The sequence below is a fragment of the Desulfobulbus oralis genome (genome assembly GCF_002952055.1).
In the GTDB taxonomy this organism is placed as follows: domain Bacteria; phylum Desulfobacterota; class Desulfobulbia; order Desulfobulbales; family Desulfobulbaceae; genus Desulfobulbus; species Desulfobulbus oralis.
In genome coordinates this window covers 2,403,726-2,419,674 of the sequence record NZ_CP021255.1, presented here as the reverse complement: position 1 = coordinate 2,419,674, position 15,949 = coordinate 2,403,726, and the positions used below count along the sequence as shown (strand labels likewise).

General features: G+C 56.9%; 25 protein-coding genes and 1 pseudogene. All 26 read left to right on the top strand.

Translation table 11 applies throughout. From position 1 onward, the window contains the following. The first annotated feature begins 29 nt into the window (after positions 1–29). The gene (gene rplN / locus CAY53_RS10775; RefSeq protein WP_017865747.1) at positions 30–398 is read left to right on the top strand and encodes a 50S ribosomal protein L14; all 369 of its coding nucleotides are present in this window, start codon (positions 30–32) and stop codon (positions 396–398) included. Between the two features lie 38 nt (positions 399–436). Continuing rightward, positions 437–775, top strand: a complete 339-nt coding sequence (gene rplX, locus CAY53_RS10770) for a 50S ribosomal protein L24 (RefSeq protein WP_017865748.1) — start codon at positions 437–439, stop codon at positions 773–775. 20 nt (positions 776–795) lie between these two features. Then, a complete protein-coding gene (gene rplE, locus CAY53_RS10765) occupies positions 796–1,338 on the top strand; it encodes a 50S ribosomal protein L5 (protein WP_104937105.1) in 543 nt (180 codons plus the stop codon). 38 nt (positions 1,339–1,376) lie between these two features. Next, entirely contained in the window at positions 1,377–1,562 is a 186-nt protein-coding gene (locus CAY53_RS10760) for a type Z 30S ribosomal protein S14 (RefSeq protein ID WP_104937104.1), read from the top strand. A gap of 58 nt (positions 1,563–1,620) precedes the next feature. After that, positions 1,621–2,019, top strand: a complete 399-nt coding sequence (gene rpsH / locus CAY53_RS10755) for a 30S ribosomal protein S8 (protein ID WP_017865750.1) — start codon at positions 1,621–1,623, stop codon at positions 2,017–2,019. A gap of 29 nt (positions 2,020–2,048) precedes the next feature. Beyond that, entirely contained in the window at positions 2,049–2,591 is a 543-nt protein-coding gene (gene rplF / locus CAY53_RS10750) for a 50S ribosomal protein L6 (protein WP_104937103.1), read from the top strand. Between the two features lie 21 nt (positions 2,592–2,612). Then, positions 2,613–2,978, top strand: coding sequence for a 50S ribosomal protein L18 (gene rplR / locus CAY53_RS10745; RefSeq protein WP_104937102.1), 366 nt, complete (start codon positions 2,613–2,615; stop codon positions 2,976–2,978). Between the two features lie 52 nt (positions 2,979–3,030). Beyond that, positions 3,031–3,543 carry a 30S ribosomal protein S5 gene (gene rpsE / locus CAY53_RS10740; RefSeq protein ID WP_104937101.1) on the top strand — a complete coding sequence of 171 codons (513 nt, stop codon included), beginning with the start codon at positions 3,031–3,033 and terminating at the stop codon, positions 3,541–3,543. A gap of 31 nt (positions 3,544–3,574) precedes the next feature. Continuing rightward, on the top strand, positions 3,575–3,760 hold the full coding sequence (gene rpmD, locus CAY53_RS10735) for a 50S ribosomal protein L30 (protein ID WP_017866466.1): 186 nt from the start codon (positions 3,575–3,577) through the stop codon (positions 3,758–3,760). Between the two features lie 2 nt (positions 3,761–3,762). Then, positions 3,763–4,209 carry a 50S ribosomal protein L15 gene (rplO, locus tag CAY53_RS10730; protein ID WP_181040466.1) on the top strand — a complete coding sequence of 149 codons (447 nt, stop codon included), beginning with the start codon at positions 3,763–3,765 and terminating at the stop codon, positions 4,207–4,209. Continuing rightward, positions 4,206–5,510 carry a preprotein translocase subunit SecY gene (secY, locus tag CAY53_RS10725; RefSeq protein WP_104937099.1) on the top strand — a complete coding sequence of 435 codons (1,305 nt, stop codon included), beginning with the start codon at positions 4,206–4,208 and terminating at the stop codon, positions 5,508–5,510. The genes rplO and secY overlap by 4 nt, the downstream gene beginning before the upstream one ends. 21 nt (positions 5,511–5,531) lie before the next feature. Next, entirely contained in the window at positions 5,532–6,320 is a 789-nt protein-coding gene (gene map / locus CAY53_RS10720) for a type I methionyl aminopeptidase (protein WP_181040286.1), read from the top strand. A gap of 68 nt (positions 6,321–6,388) precedes the next feature. Further along, positions 6,389–6,631 (top strand): translation initiation factor IF-1, encoded by a 243-nt coding sequence (gene infA / locus CAY53_RS10715; protein ID WP_017865758.1) that lies wholly within the window; start codon positions 6,389–6,391, stop codon positions 6,629–6,631. A gap of 26 nt (positions 6,632–6,657) precedes the next feature. Next, positions 6,658–6,771: a 50S ribosomal protein L36 gene (gene rpmJ, locus CAY53_RS10710; protein ID WP_104937098.1), complete on the top strand. Its 114-nt coding sequence runs from the start codon at positions 6,658–6,660 to the stop codon at positions 6,769–6,771. A 41-nt stretch (positions 6,772–6,812) separates the two neighbouring features. Beyond that, positions 6,813–7,181 (top strand): 30S ribosomal protein S13, encoded by a 369-nt coding sequence (rpsM, locus tag CAY53_RS10705; RefSeq protein WP_017865759.1) that lies wholly within the window; start codon positions 6,813–6,815, stop codon positions 7,179–7,181. Between the two features lie 42 nt (positions 7,182–7,223). Then, a complete protein-coding gene (gene rpsK, locus CAY53_RS10700) occupies positions 7,224–7,622 on the top strand; it encodes a 30S ribosomal protein S11 (protein WP_017865760.1) in 399 nt (132 codons plus the stop codon). Between the two features lie 63 nt (positions 7,623–7,685). Next, the gene (gene rpsD, locus CAY53_RS10695) at positions 7,686–8,315 is read left to right on the top strand and encodes a 30S ribosomal protein S4 (protein WP_104937097.1); all 630 of its coding nucleotides are present in this window, start codon (positions 7,686–7,688) and stop codon (positions 8,313–8,315) included. 23 nt (positions 8,316–8,338) lie between these two features. Further along, a complete protein-coding gene (locus CAY53_RS10690) occupies positions 8,339–9,394 on the top strand; it encodes a DNA-directed RNA polymerase subunit alpha (RefSeq protein WP_104937096.1) in 1,056 nt (351 codons plus the stop codon). Positions 9,395–9,427: 33 nt separating this feature from the next. After that, positions 9,428–9,820, top strand: a pseudogene (gene rplQ, locus CAY53_RS10685) (50S ribosomal protein L17); the annotation flags it as partial. A gap of 252 nt (positions 9,821–10,072) precedes the next feature. Further along, a complete protein-coding gene (gene rpsB / locus CAY53_RS10680; RefSeq protein WP_104937094.1) occupies positions 10,073–10,840 on the top strand; it encodes a 30S ribosomal protein S2 in 768 nt (255 codons plus the stop codon). Positions 10,841–10,898: 58 nt separating this feature from the next. Then, positions 10,899–11,771 carry a translation elongation factor Ts gene (tsf, locus tag CAY53_RS10675; RefSeq protein WP_245874815.1) on the top strand — a complete coding sequence of 291 codons (873 nt, stop codon included), beginning with the start codon at positions 10,899–10,901 and terminating at the stop codon, positions 11,769–11,771. A 135-nt stretch (positions 11,772–11,906) separates the two neighbouring features. Then, positions 11,907–12,614, top strand: coding sequence for a UMP kinase (pyrH, locus tag CAY53_RS10670; protein WP_104937092.1), 708 nt, complete (start codon positions 11,907–11,909; stop codon positions 12,612–12,614). A gap of 33 nt (positions 12,615–12,647) precedes the next feature. Next, positions 12,648–13,199, top strand: coding sequence for a ribosome recycling factor (gene frr / locus CAY53_RS10665; protein WP_104937091.1), 552 nt, complete (start codon positions 12,648–12,650; stop codon positions 13,197–13,199). A 14-nt stretch (positions 13,200–13,213) separates the two neighbouring features. After that, entirely contained in the window at positions 13,214–13,972 is a 759-nt protein-coding gene (locus CAY53_RS10660; protein ID WP_245874814.1) for an undecaprenyl pyrophosphate synthase, read from the top strand. Beyond that, a complete protein-coding gene (locus CAY53_RS10655) occupies positions 13,969–14,763 on the top strand; it encodes a phosphatidate cytidylyltransferase (protein ID WP_181040285.1) in 795 nt (264 codons plus the stop codon). Before CAY53_RS10660 ends, CAY53_RS10655 begins: the two co-directional genes overlap by 4 nt. Further along, positions 14,760–15,926: a 1-deoxy-D-xylulose-5-phosphate reductoisomerase gene (locus tag CAY53_RS10650; protein WP_104937089.1), complete on the top strand. Its 1,167-nt coding sequence runs from the start codon at positions 14,760–14,762 to the stop codon at positions 15,924–15,926. Before CAY53_RS10655 ends, CAY53_RS10650 begins: the two co-directional genes overlap by 4 nt. The last annotated feature ends 23 nt before the right edge of the window (positions 15,927–15,949 follow it).

Here is a 15,949-nt window from a genome sequence, read left to right as displayed (position 1 = left end):
TGCAACAGTGAGATGAGATTGGTGAAACCATGATCCAGACAGAGACTGTTTTGAACGTGGCGGATAATTCCGGGGCCCGCCGGGTATTGTGTGTGCGGGTACTGGGTGGCACCCGGAAGCGCTACGCCAGCATTGGGGATATTATTGTCGTGACGGTCAAAGAGGCCATTCCCCATGCGAAAGTGAAGAAAGGCGATGTACTCAATGCCGTTGTGGTTCGCACGGTGGCCCCGCTTTCCAGGCCCGAAGATACCTTGGTCAAATTTGACGAGAACGCGGCTGTATTGCTGACGACTGGTGGTGACCCCATTGGAACCCGTATTTTCGGTCCGGTCGCCCGTGAGCTGCGCAGCCTTGGCTTTATGAAAATTATTTCGCTCGCGCCTGAAGTCCTGTAAGCGCGCTGATTATGTTTGGAAATTGCAGAGGTGAAGTGATGCGCCAGGTGTCCAGCAAGCTGAAGGTCAACGATAAGGTAGAGGTTATTGCAGGCAAGGATAAGGGCCGGGTGGGAAAAGTGCTTCGTTTTGAAGATGCCGGGCACAGAGTTGTGGTTGAGCACATCAATATGATCAAGAGGCACCAGAAATCCCGCAGCGCAAATCAGCCAGGGCAGATAGTTGAGCGTGAAGCCAGTATTGATATCTCCAATGTTATGCTGGTTTGTCCTGAATGCGCGGCCACAGTGCGGACAGGGCACAAGACGCTTGACAATGGGAGCAAGGTCAGAATTTGCAAGAAGTGCCAGGCGACAATCGAGACGCCCAAGAAATAAATGGGTTGAGGTTGAATTTCATGGGAAGCTTAAAAGAGTTGTATGATACCCGGCTGAAAGGCGAGCTGCAGAAGAATTTGGGCATCGCGAACGCCATGGAAACCCCTAAAATTGAGAAGATCGTTCTTAACATGGGGCTCGGCGAAGCGGTGCAAAACCCAAAGGTAGTTGAGCAGGCAGTAGGGGAGTTGACACGCATTGCCGGTCAGAAGGCAGTGGTGACCCGGGCTAAAAAGTCGATAGCCACCTTCAAGCTGCGGCAGGGCATGCCGATAGGGGCCTGCGTGACCCTGCGACGCGACCGGATGTATGATTTCCTCTCCAAACTGATTAACGTCGCCCTGCCGCGGGTGCGTGATTTTCGGGGAGTGTCGCCAAGGGGTTTTGACGGGCGTGGCAACTTTTCCATGGGCATTGCAGAGCATATCATTTTCCCAGAGATTGACTACGATACCATTGAGAAGATACGCGGCCTCAATGTGACCATTGTCACCACTGCCAAAACGGATGGGCATGCCCGGGCCCTGCTGGATGCCTTTGGCATGCCTTTTCGCAAAAAGTAGGCCTTGTGCGTAACCGAAACCTGTAAGGAGAATGTGCTGTGGCAAAGAAATCGTTGATGTGCAAGGCAACTCGCAAACCGAAATTTGCAGTGCGGGCCTATAACCGCTGTCCCCTATGCGGGCGCGCGCGCGCATACTATCGCAAGTTTGGCATGTGCCGCCTGTGCTTTCGGAAGCTGGCCTCTCAGGGAGAAGTTACAGGCGTGATTAAGTCAAGCTGGTGAGCCCCGCTTCCAGAGACTGTTCAGGACTGAACCAAGACGAAATTTGAGGATAATTTCCATGTCGATGAATGACCCTTTGGCAGATATGCTGACCCGTATCAGAAATGCCAGCAATGCCCATTTCCCCTCCGTTGATATGCCGCTTTCCACACTGAAGGCCAGCGTCGCCAGAGTGCTCAAGGAAGAGGGGTATATTGAGGGCTTTGAGACGGTCAACGAGGGCCCACAGGGCGTGTTGAAGATTCAGTTGAAGTATGGCCCCCACAGCGAGCAGGTCATTACGGGAATTCGCCGGATCAGCAAACCAGGGCGACGACAGTATACAGGAAGTACCAGGATCCCCAAAGTGATGAGCGGTCTTGGTATTGCAGTGCTGTCCACTTCCCAGGGTGTCATGACAGACAAGGCTGCGCGGCGGGCGAATGTCGGCGGCGAGCTCCTCTGTGAAGTATGGTAACAGCGGTACGCATAAGGAAAGGTGATAAAATGTCCAGGATAGGTAAGCTGCCCGTTGCTATTCCAGCTGGGGTCAAGGTGGAAGTGCAGGGTGCACATATCAAGGTGAGCGGCCAGAAAGGCTCGCTGGAGCGGGATTTGCGCCCTGAAATGCAGGTTTCGGTTGAGAACGGTCAGGTTGTGTGCAAGCCGACTGGCGGGGACAAGCAGACAATGGCCTACTGGGGCCTCACCCGCAGCCTGATTTACAATATGGTCGTAGGCGTCAGCGAGGGTTTTTCCAGGGTGCTGACCATTGAAGGGGTTGGCTACCGGGCCAGCGTCAGCGGTTCGACCCTGACCCTCAACGTTGGCTATTCCAATCCGGTTGCCTTTGCCTTGCCGGCTGGTATTACCGGTGTTGTTGGCAAGGATAATGCCATTACCCTGCAGGGAATTGACAAGGATTTGATTGGATTGACCGCCGCCCGCATCAGAGCCGTGCGCGCTCCTGAGCCCTATAAAGGAAAAGGGATCAGGTATGCGGGTGAGTATGTTGCCAGAAAGGTCGGTAAGACTGGCGGCAAAAAGTAACTTTTGATTTGGTGATATATTATGGCCAAAACGAATCCCAAAGTGCTTGCACGGAAAAAGCGTGCCCAGCGTATCCGGCTCAAGGTGCACGGCACCAGCGGGCGGCCGCGCATGAGCGTTTTTCGGAGCAATCGGCATATATCCGTGCAGCTTATCGATGATGAGCGGGGTATCACCCTGCTGGCCTGCTCCACGGACAGCAAGTCGTTTGATGCCTCTGCCTTCAAGGGCAAGTCTGAGCAGGCGAGGGAAATCGGTCGTCAGGTAGCTGAAAAGGCAAAGGCTGCAGGCATTGAACGGGTTGTTTTTGATCGTGGCGGCAACCTCTACCATGGGCGCATCCGTTCCCTGTCGGAAGGGGCGCACGAGGCGGGTTTGCAGTTTTGAGGCTATAGTGTTTTGAGCGAGGAAATCATGCTTTGCAGAGCGGGGGTGTGACTTGACCGAGTCTAGGCGAACAAAGGACAATGTGCAGGAAGATCTGATTGAAAAGATCGTTTACATCAATCGGGTTGCCAAGGTAGTTAAGGGCGGTCGGCGTTTCAGCTTCAGCGCGATCGTGGTGGTCGGCGATGGCAAGGGGCGTGTTGGCTATGGCCTGGGCAAGGCCAATCAGGTGCCTGAGGCCATCCGCAAGGGCGTGGAGCAGGCCAAGAAGGATATGCGCACGGTTGCTTTGACCGAGTTTTCCATTCCCCATGATACGATCGGAAAATTCAAGTCCGGGAGCGTGATGCTCCGGCCAGCTTCCGACGGTACGGGCGTTATCGCCGGTGGCGCCGTGCGAGCTGTTCTTGAGGCGGCAGGAGTGCAGAATATTCTGACCAAGTGCCTGGGTTCCAATAATCCGCATAACCTGGCCAAGGCAACTTTGGCGGGTCTCAGGCAGTTGCGGAGTGCGGAACAGGTGGCACAACTGCGGAATATCAGTGTCGAGGATGTGCTGGCCTGAGCCGGCACGATGATGAATTGATGTGGCTACCATGAACGACACCATTACATACACGCAGGTTAAAAGTTACATCGGGAGCACGAAGGCCGTTCGGGCGACGCTGAAAGGGCTGGGCCTTTTGCGCATGCACATGACCGTTACCAGAAAGGACACGCCCGAGCTGCGCGGCATGCTGGACAAGGTTCAGCACTTAGTGCGAATTGTGGAGGACAAGTGATGCTGACTTTGAATACGTTGACTCCTTCGGAGGGCGCCCGCAAGTCGAACAAAAGGGTGGGGCGTGGCGCGGGGAGCGGGAGCGGCAAGACGGCTTCCCGTGGTCATAAGGGTGCGCGCGCACGGACTGGTTACAGCATGAAGCCAGGATTCGAGGGCGGTCAGATGCCTCTGCACCGCCGTCTGCCTAAACGCGGCTTCAAAAATGCCTTTAAGGTCGAGGCGGTCCTGATTTCTCTGGAAATGCTGGACAGTTTTGGGCAGGGGGCCACGGTCGATCAGCAGGCTCTGGTTGATGCCGGCTTTATCAAGGATATTCAGACGCCAGTCAAGGTTTTGGCCAACGGAGAACTGCACAAAAGCCTGACTGTAAAACTGAGCCGGCTCAGTGCAAAGGCCAGGGAGCAGATTGCTGCAGCGGGTGGGACCGTCGTCGAGGAAGCGCAATGAGCGGACTCGCGCGCATGGCCAGCATCCCGGAGCTTCGCAGGCGTATTCTTTTCACGCTGCTGATGCTCTGCGTTTACCGGATGGGCGTGCAGATTCCCACTCCGGGGATCAACGGCGAGGCACTTGCGGATTTTTTTCAGCAGTACTCGAGCACGCTGTTTGGCATGTTCAACATGTTTTCCGGCGGCGGGCTGGAGAATTTCTCCATCTTTGCCCTGGGGATCATGCCGTATATTTCGGCATCCATCATCATCCAGTTGCTGACCGTGGTTGTGCCCCGGCTGGAGGCGCTGTCCAAGGAAGGCGAGGCGGGAAGGCGCAAAATAACGCAGTACACCCGATACGGGACGGTGTTTTTGTCTGTGGTGCAGGGCTTCTTCATTGCGGCAGGGCTTGAAGGGCAAAGCAGCTCAAACGGTGTTCCGATTGTTATCGACCCGGGCCTCCACTTCAGATTGATGACGGTGCTGACCCTGACTTCAGGCACAGCCTTTATCATGTGGCTGGGCGAGCAGATGACCGAACGGGGCATTGGCAACGGCATTTCACTGATAATCTTTTCGGGTATTGTCGCCCGCATGCCGGCAGCATTCGGCAACTCGGTGCAGTTGGTCAAGGCGGGGCAACTGCCATTGATGCTGGCCCCGGTTTTGCTGGCAATGATGGTTGCAGTGATCGCCTTTATCATTTTTATGGAAACTTCCCAGCGCCGCCTTCCGATTCAGTATGCCAAGCGGGTCGTAGGGAGGCAGGTCTACGGCGGTCAATCCTCGCATTTACCGCTGAAGATCAACGTGTCCGGCGTTATTCCCCCGATTTTTGCCTCCTCTTTGATGATGTTCCCCGCCACTATCGGCACCTTTATCAAGGTGGATTGGGTGCAAAAGGCCTCTGCCCTGCTGTCGCCAGGTACGCTTTGGTACTATGTGCTGTACGTCGCGCTGATTGTTTTTTTCTGCTTTTTTTACGCTGCTGTTACCTTCAAGCCTGATGATGTGGCCGAGAATCTGAAGAAAAACGGTGGGTTCATCCCCGGAATACGCCCAGGCAAGAAAACAGCCGATTTTCTGGACAGAACGCTTATGCGCCTAACCGTTATCGGCGCCATATACCTGAGCGCGGTATGCGTCATGCCTACCCTGCTGATTCACAGTTTGAATGTGCCTTTCTATTTTGGCGGCACGGCGCTGCTCATTGTGGTGGGGGTCGCGATCGACACCATAGCGCAGATTGAATCCCATATGATTATGCGCAACTACGACGGGTTCATGCGGGCAGGGCGGATTCAGGGCCGTCGTTGACACAAAGAAGCAGGTCATTTCGTGAGTGAGACAGGCACAATAACCTTAAAAACGGCTGAAGAAATTGCATTGATCCGTCAGGCTGACCTCATCGTTGCCGGGGTGCTGGACCTGCTCAGAAGGAATATTCGTCCAGGACTCAGCACAATGCAGCTTGACCGGATGGCGGAAGAGTACTGCCGTGATCATGGCGGCATTCCGGCATTCAAAGGCTACTATGATTTTCCCTGCAGCCTGTGCGTATCCATCAATGAAGAGGTCGTGCATGGCATCCCCTCCCGCAAGCGCATCCTGAGGGCAGGGGATATTGTTTCCCTGGACTTTGGCGCCGTTTTCCAGGGTTTTTATGGTGATGCCGCCATTACCGTTTCCGTTGGGGACACGAGCGCGCGTAAAGATGCGCTCATGCGCGTGACTGAAGAAGCCCTGTACAAGGGTATAGAGCAGGCAAGGATCGGCAACCGGGTTTCCGATATTTCAAGTGCCGTGCAGACGCACGCAGAGGCAGCCGGCTTTTCGGTCGTGCGCCAGTATGTTGGCCACGGTGTGGGGACGCATCTGCATGAGGCGCCCGAAGTCCCCAATTACGTGGACAGCCGGAGCAAGTCGTCCCCGCGCCTGCAAGAAGGCATGGTAATTGCCATCGAGCCCATGATCAACATGGGCACGCACCAGGTGAAAGTTCTGGATAATGGCTGGACGGTTGTGACTGCGGACCGTCTGCCTTCCGCCCATTTTGAGCACTCGGTCGCCATAACGGCAAACGGCCCCTATATATTGAGCCAACTGGGCGGGGCAAGTGGGTCCTAAAAGATATTGAAGAAAAGGCTGTTTTCGATTATAAAGCTCCTTTTTGCGGAATTTGAGGGTAGATCAGTATGGCAAAAGAAGATGCCATTGAAGTGGAAGGTACGATTGTCGAGCCCTTGCCCAACGCCATGTTTCAGGTCCAGCTGGATAATGGGCACAGGGTTTTGGCGCATATATCCGGCAAGATGCGTATGCACTATATCAAAATATTGCCTGGTGATCGGGTGACGGTCGAACTCTCCCCCTACGATCTCAGTCGTGGCCGGGTCACGTTCCGCAATAAATCCGGAAAGGCCAAAAAAACTCAATAACCGTGTAGATATAATGGAGTCAGACAATGAAGGTACGGTCATCTATAAAGAAAATTTGCAGTGACTGCAGGATTCTCAGGCGCAAAGGCGTTGTCATGGTGTGCTGCGTGAATAAGAAGCACAAGCAGCGTCAGGGTTGAGGTCAGTCTAATTCCGAATTTCTCAGAGAGTGGAGTAATCCTTGGCACGTTTAGCAGGCGTGGATTTGCCGCGCAACAAACACATGGAACGGGCGCTTACCTATATCTATGGCATCGGTCTTGCTTCGGCACGCAAGATTCTGGATAAGGCGGATCTGCCCTATCAGATGAACAGCGATGACCTGAGCAGTGATGATGTTAACCGGCTTCGTACCATCATCGAAGCGGAATACGTGGTCGAGGGCGACAAGCGCCGCGATGTCTCAATGGACATCAAGCGCCTGATGGACCTGGGTTGCTACCGTGGTCGCCGTCATCGTCGTGGCCTGCCGGTTCGAGGGCAGCGAACCAAGACCAATGCCCGTACCCGCAAAGGTCCCCGTCGTGGTGCGGCGCTGAACAAGAAATGATCGTGCACAAGTACCCATTGTCAGCTGAATAAGAGGTTCTATATGGCCAAGCCGTCCAGGCTCGCCGTCAAGGTGCGCCGCAAGGATAAGAAGAATGTGTCCGAAGGGGTTATTTTTATTTACTCCACCTTCAACAATACACTTGTGACCGTTGCTGATCGCCAGGGCAACACGCTTGCATGGTCGAGTTCCGGCGTTCTGGGCTTCAAGGGCTCCAGAAAATCGACTCCTTTTGCGGCGCAAAGCGCGCTGAGCGACGCTGTCACCAAGGCGAAAGAGCACGGATTGAGAAAGGTGGAGGTGCGGGTGAGTGGGCCCGGGCCGGGCCGGGAAGCCGCCCTGCGCGCTCTGACATCCCTGGAGCTGGATGTCACCAAAGTACTGGATACCACGCCCTTGCCGCATAATGGGTGCAAACCGCCTAAACGGCGTCGCGTCTGAAAGAAGATAACAGGTCTTTTTGTAGCGCCATATAAAGTGCAGAGAGATTGCTGGAGGTAAGATTTGGCTAGATACAGTGGGGCATCCTGCAGGATTTGCAGACGAGAAAATCTCAAGTTGTTCTTGAAAGGAGACCGTTGCTATTCCGACAAATGCGCCTTTGAAAGAAGGTCCTTTGCGCCAGGGCAGCACGGGCAGAATCGTTTTCGCAAGCCTTCCGATTATGCAGTGCAGTTGAGGGAAAAGCAGAAGGTCAAGCATCTGTATGGAGTTTTTGAGGCCCAGTTCCGTCGTTTTTTCGCTGAAGCCGAGCGGGTGCGGGGCGTGACCGGCGCTACCCTGCTGAGTATGCTGGAACGCCGCCTTGACAATGTTGTCTACAGGCTTGGTTTCGCCAGCTCCAGAACACAGGGGCGGCAGATGGTGCGCCATAGTCTGGTGACGATCAATGGGCATAAAGTCAACATCCCCTCTTATCAGGTCAAAGTGGGCGATATCGTCAGCCTGAAGGAAAAGCAGCAAAAAAGTGAACTGGTTGCTGACAATCTCCAGGGGGCGGCTCGCCGTGGCGTTCCGTCCTGGCTCGAGTTGGACGCCAAAGCCTTCAAAGGAACCGTAAAAGCGCTGCCCAACCGCGACGAGATCACCCTGCCCATCCAGGAACAGCTGATCGTCGAGTTGTATTCGAAGTAATCTTTACTTACGGTCTGGATTGCATGGCACAGGAATTGCGGGATAATGATCCCTTTTATAAAAATTGGCATGATTTGATTTCACCGGAAACACTTGCGGTGAATGAGGAAACGCTGACCAAAAGTTACGGCAAGTTTGTTTGCCAGCCCTTGGAGCGTGGTTTTGCGACCACCATTGGCAATTCTTTGCGCCGGATTATGCTTTCCTCCATTCGGGGCGCGGCTATTACTGCCGTGCGTCTGAACGATGCCTTGCACGAGTTTACGACAATTGAAGGCGTGCACGAGGATGTGTCGGATATCATCCTTAATTTGAAGCAGGTTCGGGTTAAGCTGCACACTCCGGAGCAGCGGACGGTAAGGCTTGAAAAAAAAGGCCCCTGTGAGGTGACGGCAGCCGATATCAATGGCGCCGGAGTGGTCGAGGTGATGAATCCTGACCAGCATATCTGCACGATCACAGGGGATGTTTCGCTGAAAGCCGAATTGACGGTGGAGTGGGGCAAGGGGTATGTGACTGCCGAGCTGAATAAGAGGGAAGATCAGCCTATCGGGGTGATTCCCCTTGATGCGGCCTTTTCACCGATAGTGAGGATGCAATACACGGTGGGGCAGGCTCGTGTGGGGCAGCAGACAGATTATGACCGGCTGACCCTGGAAATTGAAACGGATGGCAGCGTCGGCCCCAGGAATGCGCTCGCGTATGCGGCGAAAATTCTCAAGGAGCAAATGACCATTTTTATCAATTTCGACGAGGAAATTGCCAAGGCCCCTGTCCGGAACGATGGCGAGCTCGACAGCAATAACTATCCGGCTTTTCTTGATAAAAATGTTGAGGATTTGGAGCTGTCGGTTCGCTCGGCCAACTGTCTTAAGAATGCGCAGATTCAGTACATCGGCCAGTTGGTCAACAAAACCGACGCCGAGATGCTCAAAACCAAAAACTTTGGGCGAAAATCTTTGAATGAAATTAAAGCGCTGCTTCAGGAACACGATCTGACCTTGGGCATGACCTGCTATTCCGGTTGGGTGGCGCCAGAAGAACGCGAGGAAGAATCCCAGGGCGATTCGCACAAGTGAGCTATGCGCCACAACTGAGAGAGGGCATTTGATATGAGGCACAGAAAAGCAGGCCGCAAACTTGGCCGCATTACTGCACATCGCACCGCCATGTTGCGCAATATGGTGACTTCAGTTTTGGAGCATGAGCGGATCGTGACCACCGTTCCCAAGGCAAAGGAAGCGCGCCGGATCGTGGACCAGATGATTACGCTTGGCAAGCGTGGCGACCTCCATGCCAAGCGGCAGGCTTTGGCCTATATTCATTCGCGGGATGTCCTGGCCAAGCTTTTCGGCACCCTGAGTACCCAGTATGCCGAGCGCAACGGTGGTTATACGCGCATTGTTCGTACCGGCTCCCGCATGGGCGATGCGGCGCCCATGGCTATTCTTGAGCTTGTGGACTACAGGGACGAGCCGGTCAAGACCGAAGAAGCGGCAGCCCAGTGAATTTGGCAGCATTTTTGATGAGGCCGGTATGCATTGCATGCCGGCCTTTCTCTGTGCCCTGTCCACTTCAGAGCGCCTGCTCGATATCCGCGCCCCAATTTGAGAAATTCTTGAAAGCCTGCCACGCTTTTGGTAGGATACCGCACTTTACTGCGGGTTTTGTCCCCGCAAATACGCACACCCCGTGAAGCCTTTGGTGCTCGTCCGAGTCGGCCCCGTGGGTGGAGGAACAACCATAAAGGAGACATAATGGCAAACGTGACTATGCGGCAGATGCTGGAGGCCGGACTGCATTTCGGCCACCAGACCAGACGCTGGAATCCCAAAATGAAACCCTACATCTATGGCCCGAGAAATGGCATTTACATTGTCAATCTCGATCTGACCATGAAGATGTTCCGCAAGGCTTACCAGTTCATGACCGACAGTGTCGCGGAGGGCGGAAGCGTTCTCTTCGTAGGGACCAAGAAGCAGGCGCAGAGCATCATCAAGGAAGAGGCCGAACGGGCCGGCATGTATTTTGTCAATCATCGCTGGCTGGGCGGCATGTTGACCAACTTTCAGGCCATTCGCAACTCGATTGAACGCCTGAAGAAAATAGAGGCCATGCAGGAGGACGGTTCCATCAACCGCTTCCCGAAAAAGGAAATCCTGCAGATGGAGAAGGAACGTGTCAAACTGACCCGCAACGTTGGCGGCATCAAGAATATGCGTGCCCTGCCGGATGTCCTGTTCATCATTGATCCCAAAAAGGAAGCCATTGCGGTTGACGAGGCCCGGAAACTGGGTATCCCCATTGTGGCGCTCACGGACACCAACTGCGATCCGGACGGTATTGATTTTGTGATTCCTGGCAACGATGACGCCATTCGTGCCATCAGGCTCATCACTTCTCTGATGACAGAGGCTGTTTTGGAGGGGAGGGCTCGCCGCGGCGAAGAAACGAGCGCCGGTCTGGACGAGATGGAGGGCGCCATGTCCGGCCAGCAGGAAGAGCCTGCGGAATCCGCCGAATAGGGTACAGACATTGACTGCGGACCGCTCGTCCGGGGCCGCTTGCAAGGGAGTAAGGACAGTGACAATTACAAGTCAGATGGTCAAGGAGCTGCGCGAGAAGACCAACGCCGGCATGATGGACTGCAAAAAGGCGTTGACCGAGACCGACGGCAATATGGAAAAGGCCGTGGATCTGCTGCGGCAGAAGGGGCTTGCGGTTGCGGCCAAGCGTTCCGGCAAGGAAGCGAAGGAGGGGACTATCGCCGCCTACGTTCAGGCCGATGGCAGGGCCGGCGCGCTGGTGGAGGTGGCCTGTGAAACCGACTTTGTTGCCAAGACCGATGATTTCAGGGCTTTTGCCTCGGGGATCGCCGAGCATATCGCCGCGGCCGCTCCAGCTCCCGAGAAGCTGTTGGGGCAGCACTTTGTGAAGAACGAGCGCCTGACCGTGCAGGATGCGCTCAACGAGCTGGTCGTGAAGATGGGCGAGAGCATCTCTGTCCGCAAGTTCAGCCGCTATCAGCTTGAAGGGGCCGGCATTGTGGTGGATTATATCCACGCAGGCGGCAAGCTGGGCGTGTTGGTCGAGGCGGCCTGCGACAGCGCCGCGGCAAGCGGGACTGAGGCGTTCAGAACCACGGTGCGGGACATTGCCATGCACATTGCCGCCACCAATCCGCTGGCCCTGAAGCGGGAGGAACTGTCCTCGGAGCTTGTCCAGCGGGAACGGGAAATTTACATCAAGCAGGCCCTTGATTCCGGCAAGCCGCAGCAGATTGCGGAGAAGATGGTCATGGGCAAGATGGAAAAATACCTCTCGGAGATTTGTCTTCTGGAACAGCGCTTCGTGAAGGACGACAAGCTCAGCGTACAGGATCTGCTGGCACAACTGGGCAAACAATTGGGCGCCAAGGTGACGATCACCCGCTTTACCCGTTACCAGATCGCTTGATGCCCTGTATGTGCCTGCGAGTGCAAGCCCCTGCCTTACATCCAGGACTGCTTCGCCTTCTGCGGCGGAGTGCATCTGTATTTCCTAGGGTGGCGCTGTTTGGCGCCACCTTTTTTTACGCCATGGAGCCTGCTGATGAGATACCGGCGCGTACTTTTGAAAATTAGCGGCGAGGCCCTGATGGGCGCTGCAGCGTATGGCATCAACATCAAGATGGTGCACTTCGTTGCCCAGGAAATCCGGGCCATTCATGAAGCCGGTATTCAGTTGGCACTGGTGATTGGCGCTGGCAACATCTTTCGCGGTGTGGCCGGCGCAGCAGGCGGCATGGACAGGAGCGCTGCCGACAGCATGGGCATGCTCGCCACGGTGATGAACTCTCTGGCCATGCAGGATGGTCTGCAGAAAATCGGCGTGCCGGCCCAGGTCATGTCGGCCATTGCCATGATGAATGTGTGTGAACCCTACGAGCGGGTCAAGGCTGTGGAGCACCTGGGGCAGCAGCGCGTCGTGATCTTTGCGGCCGGCACCGGCAACCCCTATTTCACCACAGACACTGCCGCCGTTTTGCGTGCCCTCGAGATACGGGCCGATGTGGTTATGAAGGCGACCAGGGTGGATGGCGTGTACAGCGATGACCCGGAAAAAAATCCCAGGGCGGTCCGCTACCGCGAGCTGGATTACACCAGCGTTCTGCGGGACAACCTGCAGGTCATGGATGCAGCCGGCATTTCGCTGGCCAGGGAGAACAAGCTGCCCATCTTTGTGTTCAATATGCTGGAACCGGGCAATATCATCAAAGCGGTGCGCGGTGAGGATATCGGTACGCTGATAGGGGGCTGAAGCGCTGTCCCGGCACCGGCAAAGGAGAGAAATATGATTGCTGTCGAAGATGTCAAAAAGAAGATGGATGCCAGCATAGAGGCCCTGAAGCGGGAGCTCATGAAGATCCGCACCGGCCGCGCCTCGCTGGCGCTTTTGGATGGCGTCAGGGTCAATGCCTATGGCTCCCTGATGCCGCTGGCCCAGGTGGGCACCCTGACCGTGCCGGAAAGCAGCACCATTGCCATCAAACCCTGGGATCCCAAGATGCTGCCCATGATCGAAAAGGCCATTCTCGCCTCCGATCTGGGGCTGACGCCGGCCAATGACGGCCATGTCGTCCGCCTGAGCATTCCGCCGCTCACCGGAGAACGTCGGGCCGAGCTGGTCAAGCAGGTGAAGAAGATTGGCGAAAGCTACAAGGTGGCCGTGCGCAATGTGCGGCGCGACACCAACGATGCCCTGAAAAAGCTGAAAAAGGACAAGGAAATTTCCGAAGACGAGATGACTCGCCTGCAGGATGAAATTCAGAAATCGACCGACGCCTGCATTGCGACGATTGATACGGTGGTTGCAAGCAAGGAAAAGGAAGTTATGTCGGTTTGACCCGCAGCCCTGTGATGTCCATGACCACGGAGAGCAGGGAGCTGAGAATTCCCGCCCACATCGCCATTATCATGGATGGCAACGGCCGCTGGGCCAGGGAGCGGGGGCAGTTGCGCCTCTTTGGCCACCGCGCCGGAGTGCGATCTGTCCGCGAAGTGGTGGAGAGCGCACGCAGTCTTGGCGTGCGCTACCTGACCCTGTACGCCTTTTCCACGGAAAACTGGCAGCGGCCGAAGGTGGAAGTCAGCGGTTTGATGTCGCTTTTGCAGAGCTATCTCAAGTCCGAATTGCAGACGATGCTGCAAAACGATATCCAGCTCAGATGCCTGGGCGACGCCAGCCATCTGCCGCCGGAGGTGCGCAGCGTGTTGGCGCAGACCATGGAGAGAACCGCCGCCTGCCGGGCCATGGTGCTGAATCTGGCGCTGAACTACGGCAGCAGGCCGGAGCTGGTGTGCGCTGCCCGTTCTCTTGCCCGGGCCTGCGAGGAGGGGCGTCTGCACTGGGAGGATATCGACGAGTCCCGGCTGGCCGGGGAGCTGTACAGCTCGTCCCAGCCCGATCCCGATCTGCTGATTCGAACCGGCGGCGAGCATCGCCTGTCCAATTTCCTGCTCTGGCAGCTTTCCTATGCCGAGCTCTACTTCACTGAAATCAAATGGCCGGATTTCGGCCGCGAACAGCTTATGGATGCCATCCGTTCCTACAGTGCAAGGCAGCGTCGCTTTGGACAAACCGGCGATCAGGTGGCGGCAGGAGGCGCGGAGGCATGAACAGAGTCCTTCCCGGTCTGCTCATGGCTGCGGCCTGGCTGCTGTTGTCCTTTGGCCCGGCCGCCCTCATGGGGATTGTGCTGCTGGCCGCAACCGGCCTGGGGCTGCACGAATATTTCCGCATGGCAGCGCCCGCCCTGGGCGGTAGTCTTCGCGCTTGCTGCATGGCCTGTGCCGCCTTGCCGGCCCTGGCGGCCTTTGGCGGCCAGCCGCAAATGGTCCTTTTGGGCTTGCTCGCGGCGCTTTTCGGCCTGCTCCTCATGGGGCTGAACCTCTACGGGCGAGAGGAAGAGCTCATGGAGCTTCTGGGCAGTGGCGCACTGGCTGTCCTCTACATAGGCCTGTGCAGCGCCTGCCTGCTGCTGCTGAACGCCGCGCCCCACCGCAGCCTCTGGCTGATTCTTCTGGCAGCGATTACCGCCGGCTCGGATACGGGCGCCTACTATGCGGGTCGCCGCTTTGGCAAACGCAAGGTCTTTCCCCGCATCAGCCCCAAAAAAACGCTGGCCGGCGTGATCGGCGGCCTGATCTGCGGCGTGGCCGCGGCCTTGCTGGTGCATGCCCTGTTCCGCGGCCCCATGGGCTTTGCCGCCCTGGCGGCCGCAGCCGCACTGCTGGTGCTGGCCGGCATAACGGGTGATCTGGCCGAATCCATGATCAAGCGCTGCTGCGGGGTCAAGGATTCCGGCACGCTTTTGGCGGGACACGGCGGCGTTCTGGATCGTATCGACAGCATGCTGCTGGCCGGGCCGCTGCTCTACGCGTTGCTCTTTTGGCAGGGCCTGCTGTGAAGACGCTGGCGCTGCTGGGCTCAACCGGTTCGATCGGCCGCAACGTCTGTGCGGTGGTGCGTCAGTTTCCGGAGCGCTTTTGCCTGCGGGCGCTGGCCGCGGGCCGGAACGTTGAACTGCTGGCCCGGCAGGTTCGGGAATTCCGGCCGGAACTGGTGAGCGTGGCAGACGAGGCGCAGGTCGAATCGCTGGCCGCGCTGCTGCCGCCCGCTTGCCGCGTCCGGATTGTGTGGGGCGAGGACGGCCTCTGTGAGGTGGCTGCCTTTGCCGGCGCCCAGATGACCGTGAATGCCGTGGTGGGCGCTGCCGGGCTGAAACCCACGCTGGCGGCCATCCAGGCGGGCCGGGAGCTGGGCCTGGCGAACAAGGAGACACTGGTCATGGCCGGCAGTCTGGTCATGACCGCGGCGGCCCGGGCGGGCGTCAGGCTTTTGCCCATAGATTCCGAGCACAGCGCCATCTTTCAGGCCCTGTCTGCCGGCCGCCGTCAGGACCTGCGGCGTCTGCTGCTGACCGCATCCGGCGGGCCCTTTCGCACCACTTCCATGGCCGATCTGGAGCGGGTGACGCCTGAAGCGGCACTGGCACACCCCAGGTGGTCGATGGGTAAAAAAATCTCGGTTGATTCCGCGACCTTGATGAACAAGGGGCTTGAAGTCATCGAGGCCCGCTGGCTCTTTGATGTGCCGCCGGAAAAGATTGAAGTCCTGGTGCATCCGCAGTCCATAGTCCATTCTCTGGTCGAGTACCAGGACGGCGCGGTGCTGGCCCAGTTGGGCATTCCTGACATGCGCCTGCCCATTGCCTGCGCCCTGAGCTGGCCTGAACGCCTGCCTTTGGAGATGCCGAGGCTTGATTTGACTGCAGCCCGCTCCCTGGACTTTTTCGCGCCAGACCCTATCCGCTTTCCGGCCCTGGCGCTGGCCTACGCTGCGCTCAGGGCAGGCGGCGCTTCACCGACTGTACTCAATGCGGCCAACGAAGTGGCGGTGGCCGCCTTTCTGGCCGGCAAGCTCTGCTTTTCCCGCATCGTGACCCTGGTCAAGAAGACGCTCGAAGGCTGGCGGGAACGGCCGGGCGAGCTGAATCTGGGCGCCATCCTGACTGCAGATGCCTGGGCGCGGCAGGAGGCGGCCCGGCTTTTGCCGGTTTTGTCCTCCTGAACTCTGCCATTCCCCTGTTCTTT

Bases quoted from the DNA above. Each gene is read 5' to 3' on its own strand.
- rplN (WP_017865747.1), top strand. From the start codon at position 30: ATGATCCAGACAGAGACTGTTTTGAACGTGGCGGATAATTCCGGGGCC.
- rplX (WP_017865748.1), top strand. From the start codon at position 437: ATGCGCCAGGTGTCCAGCAAGCTGAAGGTCAACGATAAGGTAGAGGTT.
- rplE (WP_104937105.1), top strand. From the start codon at position 796: ATGGGAAGCTTAAAAGAGTTGTATGATACCCGGCTGAAAGGCGAGCTG.
- rpsH (WP_017865750.1), top strand. From the start codon at position 1,621: ATGTCGATGAATGACCCTTTGGCAGATATGCTGACCCGTATCAGAAAT.
- rplF (WP_104937103.1), top strand. From the start codon at position 2,049: ATGTCCAGGATAGGTAAGCTGCCCGTTGCTATTCCAGCTGGGGTCAAG.
- rplR (WP_104937102.1), top strand. From the start codon at position 2,613: ATGGCCAAAACGAATCCCAAAGTGCTTGCACGGAAAAAGCGTGCCCAG.
- rpmD (WP_017866466.1), top strand. From the start codon at position 3,575: ATGAACGACACCATTACATACACGCAGGTTAAAAGTTACATCGGGAGC.
- secY (WP_104937099.1), top strand. From the start codon at position 4,206: ATGAGCGGACTCGCGCGCATGGCCAGCATCCCGGAGCTTCGCAGGCGT.
- infA (WP_017865758.1), top strand. From the start codon at position 6,389: ATGGCAAAAGAAGATGCCATTGAAGTGGAAGGTACGATTGTCGAGCCC.
- rpmJ (WP_104937098.1), top strand. From the start codon at position 6,658: ATGAAGGTACGGTCATCTATAAAGAAAATTTGCAGTGACTGCAGGATT.
- rpsK (WP_017865760.1), top strand. From the start codon at position 7,224: ATGGCCAAGCCGTCCAGGCTCGCCGTCAAGGTGCGCCGCAAGGATAAG.
- CAY53_RS10690 (WP_104937096.1), top strand. From the start codon at position 8,339: ATGGCACAGGAATTGCGGGATAATGATCCCTTTTATAAAAATTGGCAT.
- rpsB (WP_104937094.1), top strand. From the start codon at position 10,073: ATGGCAAACGTGACTATGCGGCAGATGCTGGAGGCCGGACTGCATTTC.
- pyrH (WP_104937092.1), top strand. From the start codon at position 11,907: ATGAGATACCGGCGCGTACTTTTGAAAATTAGCGGCGAGGCCCTGATG.
- frr (WP_104937091.1), top strand. From the start codon at position 12,648: ATGATTGCTGTCGAAGATGTCAAAAAGAAGATGGATGCCAGCATAGAG.
- CAY53_RS10660 (WP_245874814.1), top strand. From the start codon at position 13,214: ATGTCCATGACCACGGAGAGCAGGGAGCTGAGAATTCCCGCCCACATC.
- CAY53_RS10655 (WP_181040285.1), top strand. From the start codon at position 13,969: ATGAACAGAGTCCTTCCCGGTCTGCTCATGGCTGCGGCCTGGCTGCTG.